The following is an 18,540-nucleotide window of genomic DNA, read 5'->3' as shown; positions in this document are numbered from 1 at the left end:
GCAACAACTCGATCAAATTCCCGCAAATCGACCCCTACCGATGGCCCCCAGCAACCGCTAGGGATAGCGTCGAGGTTGTGACTCTCTCGTTCAATGGGGTAGTTCCGAAGTTTTCCAGGATCCGGGCAGGTAAGCGTCCGGGTTCCGACGGCGCGCGCGAAACCGGTTTTGCGCGGCACCGGGAAGGCGTTGCGCGACTTCTCGCGTCGTATCACGCGATACCCCCCGATGGTTCGGTCCGACTGGCCAAGAAGACCTCCAACCTGTTCCGGGCCCGTGCCAAGTCGTCGATTCCCGGCCTCGACGTCAGCGGGCTCACCGGTGTGATCGCCGTCGACCCGGTGGCGCGGACGGCAGACGTCGCCGGCATGTGCACGTACGAGGACCTTGTCGACGCAACGCTTGCGTACGGGCTGGCGCCACTTGTCGTGCCCCAACTCAAGACCATCACGCTCGGTGGCGCCGTCACCGGGCTGGGAATCGAATCCACGTCCTTCCGAAACGGATTGCCGCACGAATCCGTTCTGGAGATCGACATCCTCACCGGAAACGGCGAGATCATCACCGCCACGCCGGACGGTGAACACGCCGAACTGTTCTTCGGTTTCCCCAATTCCTACGGCACCCTCGGTTATTCCACGCGGCTCAAGATCACCCTCGAACCGGTGAAAAAGTATGTAGCCCTGCGCCATCTGCGTTTCGATTCATTGAAAGCACTCGAAACCACGATGGACCGCATCGTCACCGACCGGGAGTACGACGGCGTCGCGGTCGACTACCTCGACGGTGTCGTCTTTACCGATGCCGAGAGCTACCTCACGCTCGGAGTTCAGACCGACGACGATGGGCCGGTCAGCGACTACACGGGACAGAACATCTTCTACCGTTCGATCCAGCATCCGTCGCTGGTGCATCCCAAAACCGATCGCCTCACCATCCGGGACTACCTGTGGCGCTGGGACACCGACTGGTTCTGGTGCTCGCGGGCCTTCGGAGCCCAGAACCCCAAGATCCGGCGCTTGTGGCCCAAGCAGTACCTCCGCAGCAGCTTCTACTGGAAACTGATCGCCCTCGACCACAAGTACGACATCGGCGATCGCCTCGAAAAGCGCAAGGGAAAGCCCCCACGTGAACGCGTCGTCCAGGACGTCGAGGTGCCCATCGAACGAACCGCGGATTTTGTCTCGTGGTTCCTCGAGGAAATCCCGATCGAACCGCTGTGGCTGTGCCCGTTGCGTCTTCGCGAGCCCAGTCCCGCCGGAGCCTCCGCAGCGCGGCCGTGGCCGTTGTACCCTCTCGAACCCAAGCGCACCTACGTCAACATCGGCTTCTGGTCTTCGGTGCCGATCGTTCCCGGTGAGCGCGAGGGAGCAGCAAACAGATTGATCGAGGACAAGGTCGGCGACTTCGACGGACACAAGTCCCTCTACTCGGACTCCTATTACTCGAAGGAAGACTTCGAGGCGCAGTACTACGGCGGCGACCGCTACCTGCACCTCAAGGATCGCTACGACCCCAATTCGCGTTTATTGGACCTATTTTCTAAGGCGGTGCAACGGAAATGACCACGTTCAAGGATTCCAAGAACCAAGAAAAGCTCTCCATCGCAGAGATTCTCGAGACGCTTTCCGACGGCATGCTGCCGCTTCGATTCACCGCCTACGACGGTAGTGTCGCCGGACCTGAGGATGCCGACTACGGCCTCCACCTCAAGTCGACCCGCGGAACCACCTATCTTGCAACAGCTCCCGGCGATCTCGGCATGGCACGCGCCTACGTCTCCGGCGACCTCGAAGCCGAGGGTGTTCATCCCGGCGACCCGTACGAGATCCTTCGCGTCATGGGCGACGAACTACACCTCAAGCGCCCCTCCGCACTGACGCTTGCCAGCATCACCCGCTCCCTCGGCTGGGATTTGTTGCGTCCCATCGCGCCGCCGCCGCAGGAACACCTTCCCCGCTGGCGCCGCGTCGCAGAAGGACTGCGGCACTCCAAATCTCGTGACGCCGAAGTCATCCATCACCACTACGACGTCTCCAACACTTTCTACGAGTACGTCCTCGGCCCCTCGATGACCTACACCTGCGCGACCTACGAGAACGCCGAACAGACTCTCGAGCAGGCACAGGAGAACAAGTACCGCTTGGTGTTCGAGAAGCTCGGACTCCAAGCAGGCGACCGCCTCCTCGACATCGGCTGCGGTTGGGGTTCGATGGTCCGCTACGCAGCCCGCCGCGGCGTCAAGGTGATCGGCGTGACCCTCTCCCGCGAACAAGCCGACTGGGCACAGAAAGCCATCGAGGACGAGGGGCTCGCCGACCTCGCCCAGGTTCGTTTCTCCGACTATCGCGACGTTGCCGAATCCGGTTTCGACGCAATCTCTTCCATCGGACTGACCGAACACATCGGCGTCGGGAATTACCCGGCGTACTTCGAATTCCTCAAGGGCAAACTTCGCGAAGGTGGGCGTCTGCTCAACCACTGCATCACCCGACCGGACAATCGCAGCAGTGCCAAGGCCGGCGGGTTCATCGACCGGTACGTCTTCCCAGACGGTGAGCTCACCGGTTCCGGCCGCATCATCTCCGAGATCCAGAACGTGGGACTCGAAGTGCGGCACGAGGAGAACATCCGCGAGCACTACGCCCTGACCCTTGCGGCGTGGTGCCAGAATCTGGTCGACAACTGGGAGGTCTGCGTCGCGGAGGTCGGTGAAGGTACCGCTCGCGTGTGGGGCCTCTACATGGCCGGCTCACGCCTGGGCTTCGAGCGCAATGTCGTTCAGCTGCACCAGGTTCTGGCTGTCAAACTCGGCGCCAAGGGCGAGGCACATGTGCCGTTGCGCCCGTGGTGGAAGGGGTAGGGGTAGGGGCCTTCGGCTCCTGTGCGCCTTTTTGGTAGTGCCCGCTACCAAAAAGGCGCACAGGTGGCGCAGTCACTCGGCCGGGATCTTGCCCAACCACCTCGACGCAACACCGCTTCGACCTCGCGAGCAACCTCGCACGGTGTTTTCGCGACTTCGTCGAAGCCGTAGACCAACCGCGGCCTGCCGGCGAGTTCTGCCGCGTTGTCGCGTCGACGGTCCCGGAAGGCCACTTCGGCCATCGAGTGCGCCCACCGCCCGTCCAGGCGGACTGTCAGCGGCACGCCGTGCTCGGTGTAGTCACAATCCTCGTACAACGTTCGCCCGTCAACGCGAACAGGCGATTGTCGCCGCGCCGACGGCAAACAATGAGCCTGCTCGACATCAACCGCATAGTGATATTCCAGCGTCGACTGCACACCATCGGCCAGCAGACGTATCGCAGCGGTGAGTGCACCTTTGTACCGATGAGGGGTTCGTTCGTCGATTCGACGACGGATGTCGTTCAACGGAATTCGGGCATTGGTGACGGTCGTGATCAGCGAAACATAGGCGCCACGCGCGGTGGTCTCTGCTGTGGCCAGATCCAGCGCCGTGTCGGCTTTCGACGTGCGCGGGACGACGGTTCCCACTCCGATGTGGATGTGCGCGCGGGACCGGTGAACCACCACGCCAGGGTGGACGACACCACCCACTCTGATGACCGCGCCGGAGGTTCGCCCGGGAACACTACGGATCGTCGCTGACTGACAACGAGCAGATTTCCCGTACGGCACGGTGAGGTGGATCGGCTTCGTTTCGTCGACCCGCAGCATGCCCCATTCCTGTGCTGCGGTGTCATGGCTGAGAATCGTATGGTGGCCGCCGTACAACCAGGCCGCGTGCACCATCATCTCTCGGGTCAGGGGGCCTGCGGATACCGCATAAACGCCATGCAGCACTCGTTGCCACTCACCACGATCCAGGAAATTCCGCACAGCACCTCGGTTGTACCCGAAATCGGAGAGCTGCCCCTGCCGTATCAAACCCGATTGCGCGTCGAGCAGCCTGAGAAATTCGCTTCCACCACGATAGGTATTCATGGTGGCAAGCGTTCAACGGCCCGCCGACAGAACTGGCCGAAAACAGGCCGTTGAAATTGATCTGTGGATAACTTCTTTAGTTGGGGATAAACCCCTGTGCGCCTTTCTGGTAGCGACAACTACCAAAAAGGCGCACGGGGGCTACGCCCCTACTTCAGCGACGCCGGCGGCGTGAACCGCTCACCGTACTTGGCTGCCAATTCCTCGGCGCGAGCGACAAATCCGGCCTTGCCGCCCTCGTAACCGGTGACGAACTGGCTGACGCCACCCGTCCAGGCCGGGTAGCCGATACCCATGATGGAGCCGATGTTGGCGTCGGCCGTCGTCATGAGGACACCTTCGTCGAAGCACTTGACGGTCTCGATGGCTTCGATGAACAGCATGCGGTCGATGAGATCCTGAAGCGGCGCTTCCGTCGATCCCGACTTGAAGGCATCACGCAGACCCGGCCACAGGCCGGTGCGCTTGCCGTCTGCGTACTCGTAGAATCCGCCGCCGCCGAGACGACCGGTGCGACCACCGTCGACGAGGGTGTTGATGACGTCGCCTGCCGGATCTGCGGGCAATTCCTTGCCTTCGGCCTTGGCAGCATCCGCGCTTTCCTTGCGGATCTTCTGCATCAGAGTGAGGTTGAGCTCATCCGAAAGCTGCAGCGGCGCAGCCGGGTACCCTGCCTGCATACCGGCCTGCTCGATGGTAGCCGGTTCGATACCCTCGGCCAGCATGCCGATGGCTTCGTTGATGAAGGTGCCGATGACGCGCGAGGTGAAGAAGCCGCGCGAGTCGTTGACCACGATCGGCGTCTTACGGATGGCCTGGACGTAGTCGAATACGCGAGCCAATGCCTCGTCGGACGTCTTCTCACCGCGGATGATCTCCACCAGCGGCATCTTGTCGACAGGCGAGAAGAAGTGGATACCGATGAAATCTTCCTGGCGCTTCACACCGGTCGCCAGACCCGTGATGGGAAGCGTCGAGGTGTTGGAACCCAGTAGTGCGTTGGGCGCAACGATGTCCTCGATCTCCTGGAACACCTTGTGCTTGAGTTCCTGGCTCTCGAAAACTGCCTCGATGACGAAGTCGACGCCCGCAAAATCGGCCGGGTCAGCCGTCGGGGTGATCTTGGCAAGAAGTGCGTCGGACTTCTCCTGCGTGGTCTTGCCACGCGAAAGTGCCTTGGCTTCAATACCTTCGGAGTAAGCCTTGCCCTTGTTGGCAGCCTCGATGGTGACGTCCTTGAGGACCACCTCGAAGCCCGCCTTCGCGGACACGTAGGCAATGCCTGCACCCATCATGCCTGCACCGAGAACGCCGACCTTGGTGATCGGGGTCTTCCCGATACCGGCGGGACGTGAGCCGCCGCCGTTGATGGCCTGCAGGTCGAAGAAGAACGCCTGGATCATGTTCTTCGCAACACGACCCGTCACGAGGGACGTGAAGTAACGAGCCTCGATGAGCATTGCGTTGTCGATGTCGACCTGCGAGCCCTCGACCGCTGCGGCCATGATGGCACGCGGAGCGGGCATGGGAGCACCCTTGAGCTGCTTACGCAGGTTCGCCGGGAACGCCGGAAGGTTGGCGGCAAAGGCCGGGGTGGACGGAGTTCCACCGGGGATCTTGTAGCCCTTCTTGTCCCAAGGCTGAACGCCGCCTTCGGGATTGGCCTTGATCCATGCCTTCGCGGCCGGAACCAGTTCCTCGACGGAACCGACAACCTCGTCGACGATGCCAACTTCCTTGGCCTCTACCGGTCCGCGCTGCTGACCCTGCAGGAGCAGGTTCAGGAGGGCGTTCTGCAGGCCGAGCAGACGGACGGTGCGCACGATGCCGCCGCCGCCGGGGAGCAGTCCGAGAGTGACCTCGGGCAGACCGATCTTGACGCCCTTGACGTCAGCGGCAATGCGGTAGTGCGTCGCGAGGGCAATTTCGAGGCCGCCGCCGAGCGCTGCACCGTTGATCGCGGAGACTACGGGCTTGCCGAGGGTCTCGAGTCGACGCAACGCGGCCTTGATCGTTCCGACCTCGGCGAAGATGTCGGGAGCCTGCTCGGGCCCGACCTTGATCATGTTCTTGAGGTCACCGCCCGCGAAGAACGTCTTCTTGGCCGAAGTGAGGACAACTCCGGTGATGGAGTCCTTCTCCTCGTACAAGCGGTCGACAGTGGCCTGCATCGACGCCTTGTACAGGTCGTTCATGGTGTTGGCGCCCTGGTTGGGGTCGTCCATGGTGAGCAGGACGATGCCGTCGGAGTCCTGCTCCCAGTTGATCATGTTGTTCTCGGTCACGCTGATTCGTCTCCTGTAGTCCGGTCGCGTCAGACGCGCTCGATGATGGTGGCAACGCCCATACCGCCGCCGATGCACAGCGTGACGAGAGCACGCTTGCCACCGCGACGCTCGAGTTCGTCGACCATCGTGCCGAGAATCATTGCGCCAGTGGCGCCGAGCGGGTGTCCCATGGCGATTGCGCCACCGTTGACGTTGAGCTTCTCGTCCGGAATGTTGAGGTCCTTCTGGAACTTCAGGACGACGGAGGCAAAAGCCTCGTTGATCTCGAACAGGTCGATGTCGTCAACCGTCAGGCCGGCCGCAGCCAGAACCTTCTTGGTTGCCGGCGTCGGGCCGGTGAGCATGATCGTGGAATCGGCACCGCTGGTCGCCGTCGCGACGACGCGGGCACGCGGGGTCAAATTCATTGCCTGACCGGCACTCTCGGAGCCCACGAGCACCAGTGCGGCGCCGTCGACGATTCCCGAGCTGTTACCACCGTGGTGAACGTGGTTGATCTTCTCGACCCAGTGGTACTTCTGCAGCGCTACCGCGTCGAAGCCGCCGACCTCACCGACGACACTGAACGCGGGTGCAAGTCCGGCAAGGTTTGCCGCCGTGGTGCCCGGACGCATGTGCTCGTCGTTGTCGAGAACGGTGATGCCGTTGATGTCCTTGACCGGGACAACGGACTTGGCAAAGTATCCGCCGGTCCAAGCCTTCGCGGCCAGATCCTGCGAGCGGACGGCGTACGCGTCGACATCGTCACGCGAAAAACCCTCGATGGTGGCGATGAGGTCTGCGCCGACGCCCTGCGGAACGAAGTAGTTGTCGTAGTTGGTGGCCGGGTCCAGTGCCCACGGTCCGCCGTCCGAGCCCATCGGGACCCTCGACATGGACTCGACGCCACCGGCGATCACGAGCTCGTCCCAACCGGAGCGAACCTTCTGGGCTGCCATGTTCACGGCTTCCAAACCGGACGCACAGAAGCGGTTGATCTGCACGCCACCGACGGTGTCAGGAAGCTTCGCGTCGTTGACAGCGATGCGCGCCATGTCGGCACCCTGATCGCCCACCGGCCCGACGATCCCGAGGATGAGATCGGAGATCCGGTCTTCGTCGAGATCGGGGAAGCGCACGCGCAGTTCCTGGATCAGACCCGTGACCAGCGAAATCGGCTTGACCGAGTGCAAAGACCCTGTCTTCTTGCCGCGGCCTCGCGGGGTACGGATGGCTTCATAAATGAATGCCTCTGTGGTCACTGTGAGGTGTTCCTTCCGTCTAATTCGTCGAACCGGCCTGCAGTCAGACCTCCGGTCCACCCACTGTAGAACGTGTTCCAAATTATTGGGAAGGACCAAAGCGATCGTGCTTGATGACCGAGAGGATCAGACGGGCCGCACCTACTCGAGCTTGCGTGCTCCCAGGACGTCCTTGAGCAGTTCCTTTGCCACTTCCTCCGGGTCGCGACGGGTTGTCGGATCGGCAGGTTGCGCAGCCTCCGCGAACATCTGCTTTTCTTCTTCCGGCGTTGCCGCGGCAGGTGTCGCTTCGTAGTCGACCTCGGGGGCCGGTCCAGGGTCGTCCGGGTAATCCGGAGCCTCGGGCGGCGGAATGTCGTCGGAACCGCGATCTGCGCCCTGCGGCCGCGATGTCGACGCAGGAGTCTTGGCCGCCCGCTCCTGACTTGGCCGCGAGAACCGTGGCGCTGCCGCCGGGCGCGCCGGAGCCTCGGCCGCCTTGGCTGCCGGACCCGAACCGGCCGGGACAACCGGTGCACCCTCCTGGTATTCCACTTGCCAAGTGCCACCGAACATTTCGGAAAGCACTTCACAGATGACCGCCGCATTGTGCGGCGAGGTGACACGTGCACCGAGCACCGGAGTGACATGCGCAATCACCAACACATGGCCACGCACATCGTGAACCGTCGCGGCCGACAGCATGGCCGGTAGGACCTTGTTTCGCTCACCCACCTTGTTGCGCAACGTATTCCACGACTCGCGGAGCGTTTCGACGGTCGGGCCTGCCGAAGCTGGGGCCGCGACCGGTACCTCTTCCTCAACCGGAGTGGGCTCGGGTTCCGGTTCGGCAACCGGCGCGGGCTCGACAACGGGCTCAGGCGCAGGTTCGGGTGCAGCCTCAACTACCGGAGCAGGTTCGGGCTCAACAATCGACTCAGGCGCAGGTACAACCTCAACCACCGGCGCAGGCGCGGGTTCCGGCGCGGCCTCGACTACAGGCGCGGGCGGCACAACCTCCGGCTCTGCTTTGCGCTGCGACGGACGCTGGAACTTGGACTCCACTGGGGGCTCTGGGGACGGCGTCGGCGCAGCATGCACTGGCGGCGGAGCCGTACTCGAAGCAGCAACAGCGGACCCTACCGGCGCGAAACCTGCTGCCGGGATACCTCTTTCGACCTTTTCCAACCGCTGAAGCAGAGCCGATTCGGAATCCGACGCCGATGGCAGCAGCATCCTCGCGCACATCACTTCGAGCAACAGACGAGGGGCGGTGGCGCCGCGCATCTCACCCAGCCCGGCGTGGACGGTCTCGGCAAAACGCGTCAGGGTGGCCGGTCCGACGTTCTGAATCTGTTCACGCATGGTGACCAGTTCGGCTTCGGGTGCGTCGACCAATCCTGTTTCGGCAGCGTCGGGAACTGCTTGCATCAGGATGAGATCGCGGAGGCGTTCGAGAAGATCGAGTGCAAATCTACGGGGATCGTGCCCGGCGTCCATGACACGTTCGACGGTTCCGAACAGCGCGGCACCGTTACCGGCGGACAGTGCGTCCACGGCCTCGTCGATGAGGGCCACGTCGGTAACGCCGAGAAGTGAGAGAGCCCGCGGGTAGGTGACGCCTTCGTCGCCGGCTCCGGCCAGGAGCTGATCGAGAACGCTGAGAGAGTCACGCGGCGATCCGCCACCGGCCTTGATGACCAATGGGTACACCGCCGGCTCGACAGCGACGTTCTCTTGCGCACACACGTTCTCGAGGAGCCCGCGCATCGTGGACGGCGCGAGAAGCCGGAACGGATAGTGGTGCGTACGCGACCGAATGGTCGGAAGGACCTTTTCAGGTTCCGTGGTCGCGAAGACGAAGATGAGATGCTCGGGCGGCTCTTCCACGATCTTGAGGAGCGCGTTGAATCCCGCCGCCGTGACCATGTGGGCCTCGTCGATGATGAAGATGCGGTAGTTCGACTCGGCCGGCGCGTAGAAGGCTTTGTCGCGAAGCTCACGGGTGTCGTCGACACCACCGTGACTCGCGGCGTCGAGTTCGGTGACATCGACGTTGCCGGAACCGCCAGGACCGAGCGCGATGCAGGAGTTACACACTCCACACGGCGTCGACGTCGGGCCTTCCTTGCAATTCAGTGAGCGCGCCAGAATACGAGCTGACGACGTCTTTCCGCAGCCACGAGGGCCGGAGAACAGATAGGCATGGTTGATACGCCCTGCGTCGAGGGCGGTGCTCAGTGGTGCGGTGACATGTTCCTGCCCCACCACCTCGGCGAAGGACGCCGGTCGATACTTCCGGTACAGGGCCACGCGCAAAGACTACCGGCGAGGTACGACAGCTCGCCCGGTGCGGGTGCAACGCCCAGACGGATACGAAACATGTTCGCAACATGGTCGCAGCGCAGTGGAAACCACACGCACCCATCGTGGATGCCGAGCATGTGGACAGGTCCGCATGTGGGAGGAGAAAACTGTGCCCGCCACCATCGACGCCGGAGCAACCGCCTGGTTGCTCATCAGCACCGCACTCGTTCTACTGATGACTCCAGGCCTTGCCCTGTTCTACGGCGGCATGGTCCGCTCGACCGGCGTACTGAACATGATCATGATGAGCTTCGTCTCCATCGCGCTTGTCACCGTGGCCTGGCTGTTCGTGGGTTACAGCCTCGTATTCGGTGACGATCACGGCGGCATCATCGGCGGACTCGAACACCTCGGGATGGCAGGTATCGACCCGTCGACCGTGCACGGGAACGTTCCGGAAGTGCTGTTCGCGACCTTCCAACTGACGTTCGCCATCCTGACCGCAGCACTGATCAGTGGCGCCATCGCAGACCGGGCAAAGTTTTCCGCCTGGATGATCTTCGTCCCGATCTGGTCCCTCCTCGTCTACGCACCGGTCGCTCACTGGGTGTGGAATCCGGACGGTTGGCTGGCTCGAATGGGAGCCCTCGACTACGCGGGCGGCTTGGTCGTCGAGATCGTCTCCGGCGCGTCGGGCCTCGCTCTGGCTCTGGTCCTCGGTCAGCGCATGGGATTCAAAGCCGAGTCGATGCGTCCGCACAACCTTCCCTTCGTCCTGCTCGGCGTCGGCCTGCTGTGGTTCGGGTGGTTCGGTTTCAACGCCGGTTCCGCTCTTGCCGCCGACGGTATGGCCGCGCAGATCTTCCTCAACACCCTCGTCGCCGGTTGCACCGGTCTGTTGGGCTGGCTGTTCGTCGAGCAGAACCGCGACGGCCATCCCACGACCTTCGGCGCCGCGTCCGGCGTCGTTGCCGGCCTTGTGGCAATCACGCCGTCCTGCGGAACCGTCAATATGTTCGGGGCCGTGATCATCGGACTGATCGCCGGCATCGTCTGCTCCTATGCCGTTGGCTGGAAGCACAAGCTCGGCTACGACGACTCCCTCGACGTGGTCGGCGTGCACCTCGTCGGCGGCATCATCGGATCCCTGTTGATCGGACTCCTCGCGACGGCCGTCATGACCGGCGGCCCTGAAGGACTCTTCTACGGTGGCGGTCTTGCACAGCTCGGCAAGCAGTTTGTCGGTGTTGTCGTCGTCGCGCTCTATGCCTTCGGTGTCACCTACGGCCTCGGCAAGCTGATCGATCGAACCTTCGGCTTCCGCATCTCACGCGAAGACGAGGCCCGCGGAATCGACGTCGCACTGCACGCCGAGTCCGCCTACGAGCACGGCGTCCTCGGACACGGTCCGATCGGCGGCCAGAACCCCAGTCCGTTCCTTCAGCGTCAGCGAGAGGAACGTGGGGAACGAGAACGCGACCGGGACTGAAGGCAGGGGTCAGCGGGGATCACCGCCTGCACAAGGCTCGTAGACCGAACTCGCGAAATCCGGGACGCTAGGCGCCGGCGAACCAGCGAGGGGCTCCTGCTCTTCCCATGACTCCTTGGTGATGGTCATCGGCAGGTAGGCCTCCTTCAACGCTTCCCAGGCCGCAGTTCCCGCCTCAGGAGCCACGCCGGTCAGCTCTGCCATCCACTTCCCCATCACGGCGGCGTTTTGCGGATTTTGCGAGAAATCGTAGGTGTCCCACATCGCCTTGCAGTAGTTCATGACGTCATTCGGACGCTCTGCGATCGTGCCGCAGGACGCGGTGGGATAACCGTGATTGAGACCCGACAGCGCATTGCCGGGCTTACCGATGATGTCCGTGACACGCACGAACTCGGATTCGGAGAGCTGCGACGCCATGGTGGGACCGTAGTAGAGGACGTCGACCTGTTTGGCCTTGAACGCCGCGATTGCGGTGGCAGGCGCTCCGACTCCGACAAAAGTTATGTCCTTGGCCGGATCCATACCCGCCTCTTGTGCCATCTGGCTGATCCACAATTCCATTCCCGCACCACGGGCTGTCACGCCGATCGTTTTGCCTTTGATGCTTGCCATCGTGGTGTCGGGATCGGCTGGGTCACCGGCAATCTCGGTTCCCGGTTGCGCGATCACATCCATCGTGTTGCCCACCAGGGAGCCAAGAGCTTTCACGCATGCGCCCTTCTCGATCGCCGGCCACAGCATCGCCGGCACCATCGAACCGACCGTGAGGTCGTTGGAGATCACCGCGGCGGCAACAGCATTGGTCAAGGCAGGTGGATTCAATTCGACGTTGACTCCACGCTTGTCGAAGAACCCCTCGTTCTCGGCGACGACGGTAAGCAGATCGGTGGGCACCCCCTGGGTGACTCCGATCCTCATGACGGAACCCTCTGCCGAAGCGGCATCACTCCCGCATGCTCCCAAAGTGAATGCGGCAACTGTCGTAGCGGCGATGAACATCGTCTTCGATGTCCGGAAACTTTGCGTGTTCAACTGATGTCCTCGAATACTCAAGTGGGTGACGGAATGTGGAGCCTGGACTAGATGACGACGCCGCCGTTGGCGCTGATCACCTGGCCGACGAGATAGTGATTTTCACCGGCTAGGTAGAGCGCCAGGGACGCATATTCCTCAGGCTTTCCGAGCCGTCCGACCGGGATCATTTGATAGAGATTCTGCTTTTCCTCGTCGGTGGCATGTTCGAGGTAGGCCGCGAACGGCGGAGTGAGCACACCTCCGCACGCGATTGCGTTCACAAAGATGTTGGCGCCCGCTACATCCAGGGCGACAGTCTTGGTCAGGTTCGCTACGGCGGCCTTGCTCGCGGAGTAACCAGGACTGTGCATACTTGCGGTGGATATACCGGCGACAGAGGAAATGTTGACGATCCGGCCGTACTGCTGAGGTTCCATGTACTTCAGTGCCTCGCGGGTGCAGTAGAACAGGCCGTGCACGTTGACATCCCACCACCGGAGCCAGTCGTCATCATCGAGGCTGCTGGTAATTCCGACTGCGCGCCGAGGAACAGGTGTCGTGACGTACTTGTAGTGCTTGTTACGTCGAATCTCGTCGGCCGGCGAGGTCGGCACAATTGCCGCATTGTTCACGAGAATGTGGACGGTACCGAATCTCTCTGCTGCAGCCGTGAACATCTCGGCCACTTCACTTTTCGACGAGACATCACAACGGACCGGAAGACTCTCGCGCCCCAAGCCCTCGATCTCGGCTGATACCTCTGCGAGTTTGTCGCCCTGAACATCACACAGGACAAGGTTCGCGCCTTCCTCAGCCATCGCGAGTGCGATAGCCCGGCCAAGACCTTGTCCGGCGCCCGTGACAACCGCAACCCGGTTGAGAAGTTTCATGCACAATCCCTTTCTCGAAGAAATACGTGTGCCGACAAAACGGTGTGGACAACAGGGTTTTCGGGCACCGAGCATGTCGCGGGGCAACGCTCGGCCCAATCGATGTGACGACCATCACGCTACAGTCGGCCCCGGCGACCACATTGACAGATTGGGTCGATATCCTTGACAACATGGGACAACACGTCGAGAGTTCGGGCCGTCGATGCTGAGGCTACGTAGTGCTGTCTTGAACGGATATGTCGAAGTGGCACAGTCGGTTGGACTGAATCCTCACCCCCTGATGCGGGTTGCCGGGATCGACCCCGCCTCGTTTGCCGCGACGCAGGGATGGATCGCAGCGAAGTCCGTGAGCGAGTTGCTCGAACTCTCCGCATCACAATCGGGCCGTGACGATTTCGGCCTCAGAATGTCCCTTGATCGCGGTGTGTCGAACCTCGGTCCGGTGGGCCTGATCGCACGCGAGGAGCCCGACGTACGGAGCGCACTCGGAATCGTATTGCGCCACATGAAATTACACAACGAAGCAATCCGTCTCGATTTGACAGAATCTCGCGGCCTGGCCACGATTCGAGTGACGCCGATGGACGGGATGATCCTGGGACAGCAATCGGTGGATCTGGTTGTCGCGTCGACCCTACGAGTCCTGTGCGATTTCCTGCCCGACGAATGGCTACCGATATCCACCTGTTTCACACACGCTGCGCCCGCCGACGACGAGATGCACATTCGCATCTTCGGCCCGTCCATCCACTTCGATCACGAGATCGACGGAATCATCATTGCAACAAGCGATTTGGATGCACCAAATCGACTGTCCAACCCCGTACTTCGTCCGTTCGCCCAAGAGTATCTCGGACTACTCGCACCGCCGGAGAACCCGTCCCTGGCCGGACAGGTCCGAGACCTGATCGCCACACTGCTACCGACAGAGCATTGCTCGGTGACGCGTATCGCGCGCAGTCTGGGGATGGACAGGCGGACATTGCATCGGCGATTAGCGCAGTCGGGTGAGACGTACTCGTCGATTCTGGATGCGGTGCGACGCGATCACGCCACCTTGTCGATCGAGCGCGGGGATCGCTCCCTCACCGAAATCTCGGTGGAACTCGGATTTTCCGAGTTGAGCGCGTTCTCGAGGTGGTTCCGCCAACAGTTCGGATGCAGTCCGAAGGCCTGGCCGCAACAGTAAGTCCGGGCCGTTCACCGACTGCTTCGATGATGTCCGAGGTAGGCAATAGTGGACCGACTGGCGGTACAGCCGTCAGCCAACTGGAGTAATCGGTGTCGACCGAACCTTCTCGATGAACTCGCGGGTTTCCTCGGCATCGCGCGGACGGTAGAGGCGCATGCCGTAATAGAACTTCTGCCCCTCCGTCGCGCGGATGACGTTCGGCTTGTTCGCTACGCGGTCGTCGCCGAACCAGATGCTGATGGTGCCGTCGTCGTTGCGAACCAGTTCGCTGTCGGACAGGCCAGGTCGGTCGACGTCGAGCCAGCCCATCCCGTCGTACTTGATCACCGAGAAGTATCCGTTGCGCTCGTAGTCCAGCGGCGGAACAGCAAAGGTCCACACATCCACACCGGTGGATGTGGCCACCGCCTGGAAGTATTGGGCATCCTCGGGCGGCAGACCACCCCAGCCCAGGCGGGCGCCCAACAGGTGCTGGTAAGAATCCGTACTGACGGGGGTACCGAAGCCCTTGGAGAAGTCCGCCTCGGCGGCATGAGTTTCCAGCTCGGCGCCGACCGACTTGCGGGTGTCCTCGTCGAACTCCCGGCCTCGGTACGGATTGGACGTCGCGGCGGTGATCCGGCGTGCATCCTGCAACTCGTGGGCGCGGGCGAGCCCGCCCCCGGTCGCGGTGCGGCCCGCCACATACACATGAGTGCCGGTGGACAGGTCGGCGTTGCGCACTGTCAAAATCTCACCGGGGTAGATGACACCGACGACGTAATGGTTCTCGTCGATGATCTCGGCCACCTGGTATTCGCTGGACGGCGCGAGCGAGAAGGTGGCTTCCTCGGTCACGTCGACGACGGCGAAGGAGTAGATCAGGTCCACGTTCGACCGGATCACGACCTGGGTTTCGACGTTCACCGGCACCCTGGAGTGAAAGTACCTGTTGACGGGGGCCTTGGTGAGCTGCTCCCGGAAGTAGTGCGCGGTTTCAGCCTCGACGAAGTTGTCTCGGGTTACGATCTCGGCCACGGGGCGTCCCTTCTCGAATCAACAGATCAACGACGACGCTAATCGCCCGTGGAACCGCTGCCTTCGCCCGCCGCGGGTGAATTCACTGGCTGCGATATCTGCCCGCCCTGCATCATCGGCCGAGTTAGATCGAGCCCGCATCCCTGGAGAACCCTTTCGCGTCAGGGCGTGACCGACGCCTTCGCTGTGGACGGTTCAGCGCACTCTGGCGATCCCTCGCCCATCCGATCGCGACGATGTGCATGATCGACCGCCACACCTCTGCCCTGTCACGTGTGTTCGCGACAGGGCCTTCTCACTGGCGGGGTCAACTAATCAATCACGGCTGCCTTACGGGCCAACCGCCGCGCGTGCTCGCTGCGCGAGAATCAGTGCGAGTTCAGCGTTGCGCGCAACTCCCCCAACATGTCACGGAACTCCTTGCTGCTTTCCAGGCCGGCCTCATCTCGAGGTCGATCCATCTCGATTTTCATATCCACCACAACCTCACCGGCGCGCATGGCAACTACCCGATCCGCGATGAGCAATGCCTCGTTCAGATCGTGTGTCACGAAAACCACGGTCTGCCGTTCCTGGCTCCACACATCAAGGAATTCGTCGCGAACCACGTCGCGGGTCTGCGCATCCAGCGCCGAGAACGGCTCATCCATGAGGATCAATGCCGGCTTCATCACCCACGTCCGGGCGAGAGCCGCACGCTGACGCATGCCCTGCGACAGTTGCCACGGGTACCGGTCCGCTGCAGCCTCGAGTCCGACTCTGCGCAGCATCTCCATCGACCGCTCACGCCGCTCGGCCTTTCCGACATGAGCAAGCTCCATACCGAGCTCCACATTCTGCCTGGCCGTACGCCACGGATACAGCGCGTCACGGGCGAACATGTATCCCATCTCCGAACGCGCCTGCGCCGGACTGGTGCCCAGCACCGAGACGGAGCCGGTGGTCGGATGAATCAATCCCCCCATCAGATTCAGCGCTGTTGTCTTTCCGCAGCCACTGTGTCCTACCAGTACCAACAGCTCACCCCGCTTACCCGTGAGCGAGAGATCTCGAACTCCGGAGAAGGTGCTCGCGCCAGCTGGCGTGTAATCCAATGTTGCAGAACGAATCTCGAACGCGGGGTCTTCGACTGCAACGGCGTTGTCGGTTCCCACAGCTTTCACTCCTGTATACGTCATCATGCGTCCTGCGGGGGTTGCCAACGAAGAATCGACTTCTCGATACGCCCGGCGGCAGCGTTGAACACTGCGGCGATCACTGCAAGAACGATCAGCGCGGCGTACACCGTCCCGAGGTCGAACGCAGCCGAGGATGCCGAGATCTGCTGCCCCAAGCCACTTGTCGAGGCGATGAGTTCCGCGCCGACTACGCCGAGGAGCGAGTAGATCAGGCCTAGCCGAAGACCGGCGAAGATGGACGGCACGGCCACCGGCAAGAGCACCTTGTAGAAGCGCTGCCACTTACTCGCTCCCATGACCACGGACAGCCGAAGCAATTCCGAGTCGGCACTCGAAACACCGGCCCTGGTATTGATGGTGATGATGAAGACAACCAGCGTGAATGCCAGGACGATTTTCGAGGTCGAACCGATACCGAAGTAGATGACGAACACCGGGGCAAGAGCAATGCGCGGCATCGCATTGATCGCGTCCAGGAACGGAGAAACCACGGCCTCGACGCTCGGCGCCAGCGCGAGCCCGATGCCCGCGGCAATACCGATCACCGCGCTCAGAATCAATGCGATAAAGGCCGCAGACACCGTCGACCACAGGTCAGGCCAGAAAGTGCCTTTCTCCTGCCAAGCTAGAAAGGCCTCCCACACGAGCTTCGGGTTCGACACCACCAGCTTGTTCTCACCGGCGTAGTTGTAGCTGATCTGCCAGGCAGCCAGTATCGCGATCAGCAGCGCTATCTGCACCGCGAGTAATGATCCGCCGGAAAGTTTGGCCTTGGCGCCGGTCGCGCCGACAACAACTTTCTTACCCTTCGGCTTCTTTTCCTCTGGTGGGACAGGTTGAAGTACCGGGTCGACGCGCGTCGTCGCGACGGCAGCGGGAGGGGTCATCGCGGATCACCACCCGTGCACGGCTCGTAGACCGAGCTGGCGAAATCCGGCGCAACGGGAGCCGGCGAACCAGCCAACTCGGCTTGCGCTTCCCACGATTCCTGCGTGATGGTCATCGGCAGATACGTCGATTTCAGTGCGTCCCAGGCTGCCGGCCCCCCGGCAGGCGAGACACCGATCAGCTCGGACATCCATTTGCCCATCGCCGCAGCGTTTTTGGGATCCTGCGCAAAATCGTAGGTGTCCCACATCGCCTTGCAGTAGTTCAACAAGTCGTTCGGGCGTTGCTCGATCGTGTTGCAGGACGCCGAGGGATACCCCTGAACAAGCGAGGAAAGCGCATTCCCAGGCTTGCCGATAATGTCCGTCACGCGCACTACTTCGGATTCGGGCAACTGCTCGGCCATAGTGGGGCCGTAGTAGAGAACGTCAACCTGCTTGGCCTTGAACGCCTGGATTGCTGTGGCCGGCGCTCCGACTCCCACGAACGTGACGTCCTTGGCCGGGTCCAGACCGGCATCGTTGAGCAGCTGCGTAATCCACAGTTCCATGCCGGATCCACGGGAAGTGACACCGATGGTCTTTCCTTTGATGCTCGCCATAGTGGTGTTGGGATCGGTGGGGTCACCGGCGATCTCGGTGCCCGGCTGCGCAATCACATCCATCGTGTTTCCCAGCGTGGAGCCCAAAGCCTTTGCACAAGCGCCCTTGTCGATTGCCGGCCACAAGGTCCCGGGCACCATGGTCCCGACAGTGATGTCGTTCGAAATGACGGCGGCGGAGAGGGCGGTGGTCAAGGAGGGAGGCATCAGTTCGACGTTGACCCCACGCTTGTCGAAGAAGCCCTCGTTTTCAGCAACAACGGTGAGCAGATCGCCTGGCACTCCCTGAGTGATTCCGATCTTCATGACAGAGCCGTCGGCAGAGGCAGAATCACTGCCGCAGGCACCCAAACTGAATGCGGTCGCTGTAGTGGCGGCGATGACCGCCGCCTTCCGTGCCCAAGAACGTTGTGAACTCATCTGACTTTTCTCATACCCTTAGTGTCTTGTGAAGGTAGTCGCTACGAACCGGGATGCGAGCCAACACAATTGGTGTGCGCAAAAT

Annotated in this window: 14 protein-coding genes; 4 read left to right on the top strand and 10 right to left on the bottom strand. The window is 62.0% G+C overall.

Going from position 1 to position 18,540, the window contains the following annotated elements:
• Positions 1–119 precede the first annotated feature (119 nt).
• Both C7T36_RS15590 and C7T36_RS15585 read left to right on the top strand, forming a co-directional pair.
• Entirely contained in the window at positions 120–1,565 is a 1,446-nt protein-coding gene (locus C7T36_RS15590) for an FAD-binding oxidoreductase (protein ID WP_045066870.1), read from the top strand.
• The gene (locus tag C7T36_RS15585) at positions 1,562–2,863 is read left to right on the top strand and encodes a class I SAM-dependent methyltransferase (RefSeq protein ID WP_045066499.1); all 1,302 of its coding nucleotides are present in this window, start codon (positions 1,562–1,564) and stop codon (positions 2,861–2,863) included. The genes C7T36_RS15590 and C7T36_RS15585 overlap by 4 nt, the downstream gene beginning before the upstream one ends.
• Before the next feature lie 44 nt (positions 2,864–2,907).
• Here C7T36_RS15585 and C7T36_RS15580 read toward each other — a convergent pair whose 3' ends face one another.
• The 4 genes from C7T36_RS15580 to C7T36_RS15565 all read right to left on the bottom strand — a co-directional run bounded on the left by C7T36_RS15580 (position 2,908) and on the right by C7T36_RS15565 (position 9,766).
• The gene (locus C7T36_RS15580) at positions 2,908–3,945 is read right to left on the bottom strand and encodes a type IV toxin-antitoxin system AbiEi family antitoxin domain-containing protein (protein WP_045066498.1); all 1,038 of its coding nucleotides are present in this window, start codon (positions 3,943–3,945) and stop codon (positions 2,908–2,910) included.
• A gap of 149 nt (positions 3,946–4,094) precedes the next feature.
• Positions 4,095–6,215 (bottom strand): 3-hydroxyacyl-CoA dehydrogenase NAD-binding domain-containing protein, encoded by a 2,121-nt coding sequence (locus C7T36_RS15575; protein WP_106939758.1) that lies wholly within the window; start codon positions 6,213–6,215, stop codon positions 4,095–4,097.
• A gap of 44 nt (positions 6,216–6,259) precedes the next feature.
• On the bottom strand, positions 6,260–7,474 hold the full coding sequence (locus tag C7T36_RS15570; RefSeq protein WP_033235863.1) for an acetyl-CoA C-acetyltransferase: 1,215 nt from the start codon (positions 7,472–7,474) through the stop codon (positions 6,260–6,262).
• 141 nt (positions 7,475–7,615) lie between these two features.
• Positions 7,616–9,766 (bottom strand): DNA polymerase III subunit gamma and tau, encoded by a 2,151-nt coding sequence (locus tag C7T36_RS15565; RefSeq protein WP_045066496.1) that lies wholly within the window; start codon positions 9,764–9,766, stop codon positions 7,616–7,618.
• A gap of 163 nt (positions 9,767–9,929) precedes the next feature.
• Here C7T36_RS15565 and C7T36_RS15560 point away from each other — a divergent pair, with 163 nt between their 5' ends.
• Positions 9,930–11,249 (top strand): ammonium transporter, encoded by a 1,320-nt coding sequence (locus C7T36_RS15560; RefSeq protein WP_033235861.1) that lies wholly within the window; start codon positions 9,930–9,932, stop codon positions 11,247–11,249.
• 9 nt (positions 11,250–11,258) lie between these two features.
• Here C7T36_RS15560 and C7T36_RS15555 read toward each other — a convergent pair whose 3' ends face one another.
• The gene (locus C7T36_RS15555; RefSeq protein WP_146153445.1) at positions 11,259–12,284 is read right to left on the bottom strand and encodes an ABC transporter substrate-binding protein; all 1,026 of its coding nucleotides are present in this window, start codon (positions 12,282–12,284) and stop codon (positions 11,259–11,261) included.
• Positions 12,285–12,331: 47 nt separating this feature from the next.
• A complete protein-coding gene (locus C7T36_RS15550; RefSeq protein WP_045066492.1) occupies positions 12,332–13,156 on the bottom strand; it encodes an SDR family NAD(P)-dependent oxidoreductase in 825 nt (274 codons plus the stop codon).
• A gap of 247 nt (positions 13,157–13,403) precedes the next feature.
• On the opposite strand from C7T36_RS15550, the gene C7T36_RS15545 reads away from it, so the two are divergent.
• Entirely contained in the window at positions 13,404–14,348 is a 945-nt protein-coding gene (locus C7T36_RS15545) for an AraC family transcriptional regulator (RefSeq protein ID WP_204368972.1), read from the top strand.
• A 72-nt stretch (positions 14,349–14,420) separates the two neighbouring features.
• Here C7T36_RS15545 and C7T36_RS15540 read toward each other — a convergent pair whose 3' ends face one another.
• The 4 genes from C7T36_RS15540 to C7T36_RS15525 form a co-directional block, all read right to left on the bottom strand.
• Complete coding sequence (locus C7T36_RS15540; protein WP_052683462.1) at positions 14,421–15,368, bottom strand: DUF1214 domain-containing protein; 948 nt, start codon at positions 15,366–15,368, stop codon at positions 14,421–14,423.
• A gap of 368 nt (positions 15,369–15,736) precedes the next feature.
• Positions 15,737–16,549, bottom strand: coding sequence for an ABC transporter ATP-binding protein (locus C7T36_RS15535; RefSeq protein WP_095887704.1), 813 nt, complete (start codon positions 16,547–16,549; stop codon positions 15,737–15,739).
• The gene (locus tag C7T36_RS15530) at positions 16,546–17,433 is read right to left on the bottom strand and encodes an ABC transporter permease (protein WP_095887703.1); all 888 of its coding nucleotides are present in this window, start codon (positions 17,431–17,433) and stop codon (positions 16,546–16,548) included. Before C7T36_RS15530 ends, C7T36_RS15535 begins: the two co-directional genes overlap by 4 nt.
• Positions 17,430–18,455 (bottom strand): ABC transporter substrate-binding protein, encoded by a 1,026-nt coding sequence (locus C7T36_RS15525; RefSeq protein WP_033235858.1) that lies wholly within the window; start codon positions 18,453–18,455, stop codon positions 17,430–17,432. The genes C7T36_RS15530 and C7T36_RS15525 overlap by 4 nt, the downstream gene beginning before the upstream one ends.
• Between the last annotated feature and the right edge of the window lie 85 nt (positions 18,456–18,540).

Origin of the sequence: Rhodococcus sp. AD45-ID (genome assembly GCF_003023755.1) — a bacterium.
In the GTDB taxonomy this organism is placed as follows: domain Bacteria; phylum Actinomycetota; class Actinomycetes; order Mycobacteriales; family Mycobacteriaceae; genus Rhodococcus_F; species Rhodococcus_F globerula.
The sequence above is the reverse complement of the archived record's forward strand: the minus strand, read 5'-3'. Positions and strand labels throughout refer to the sequence as shown.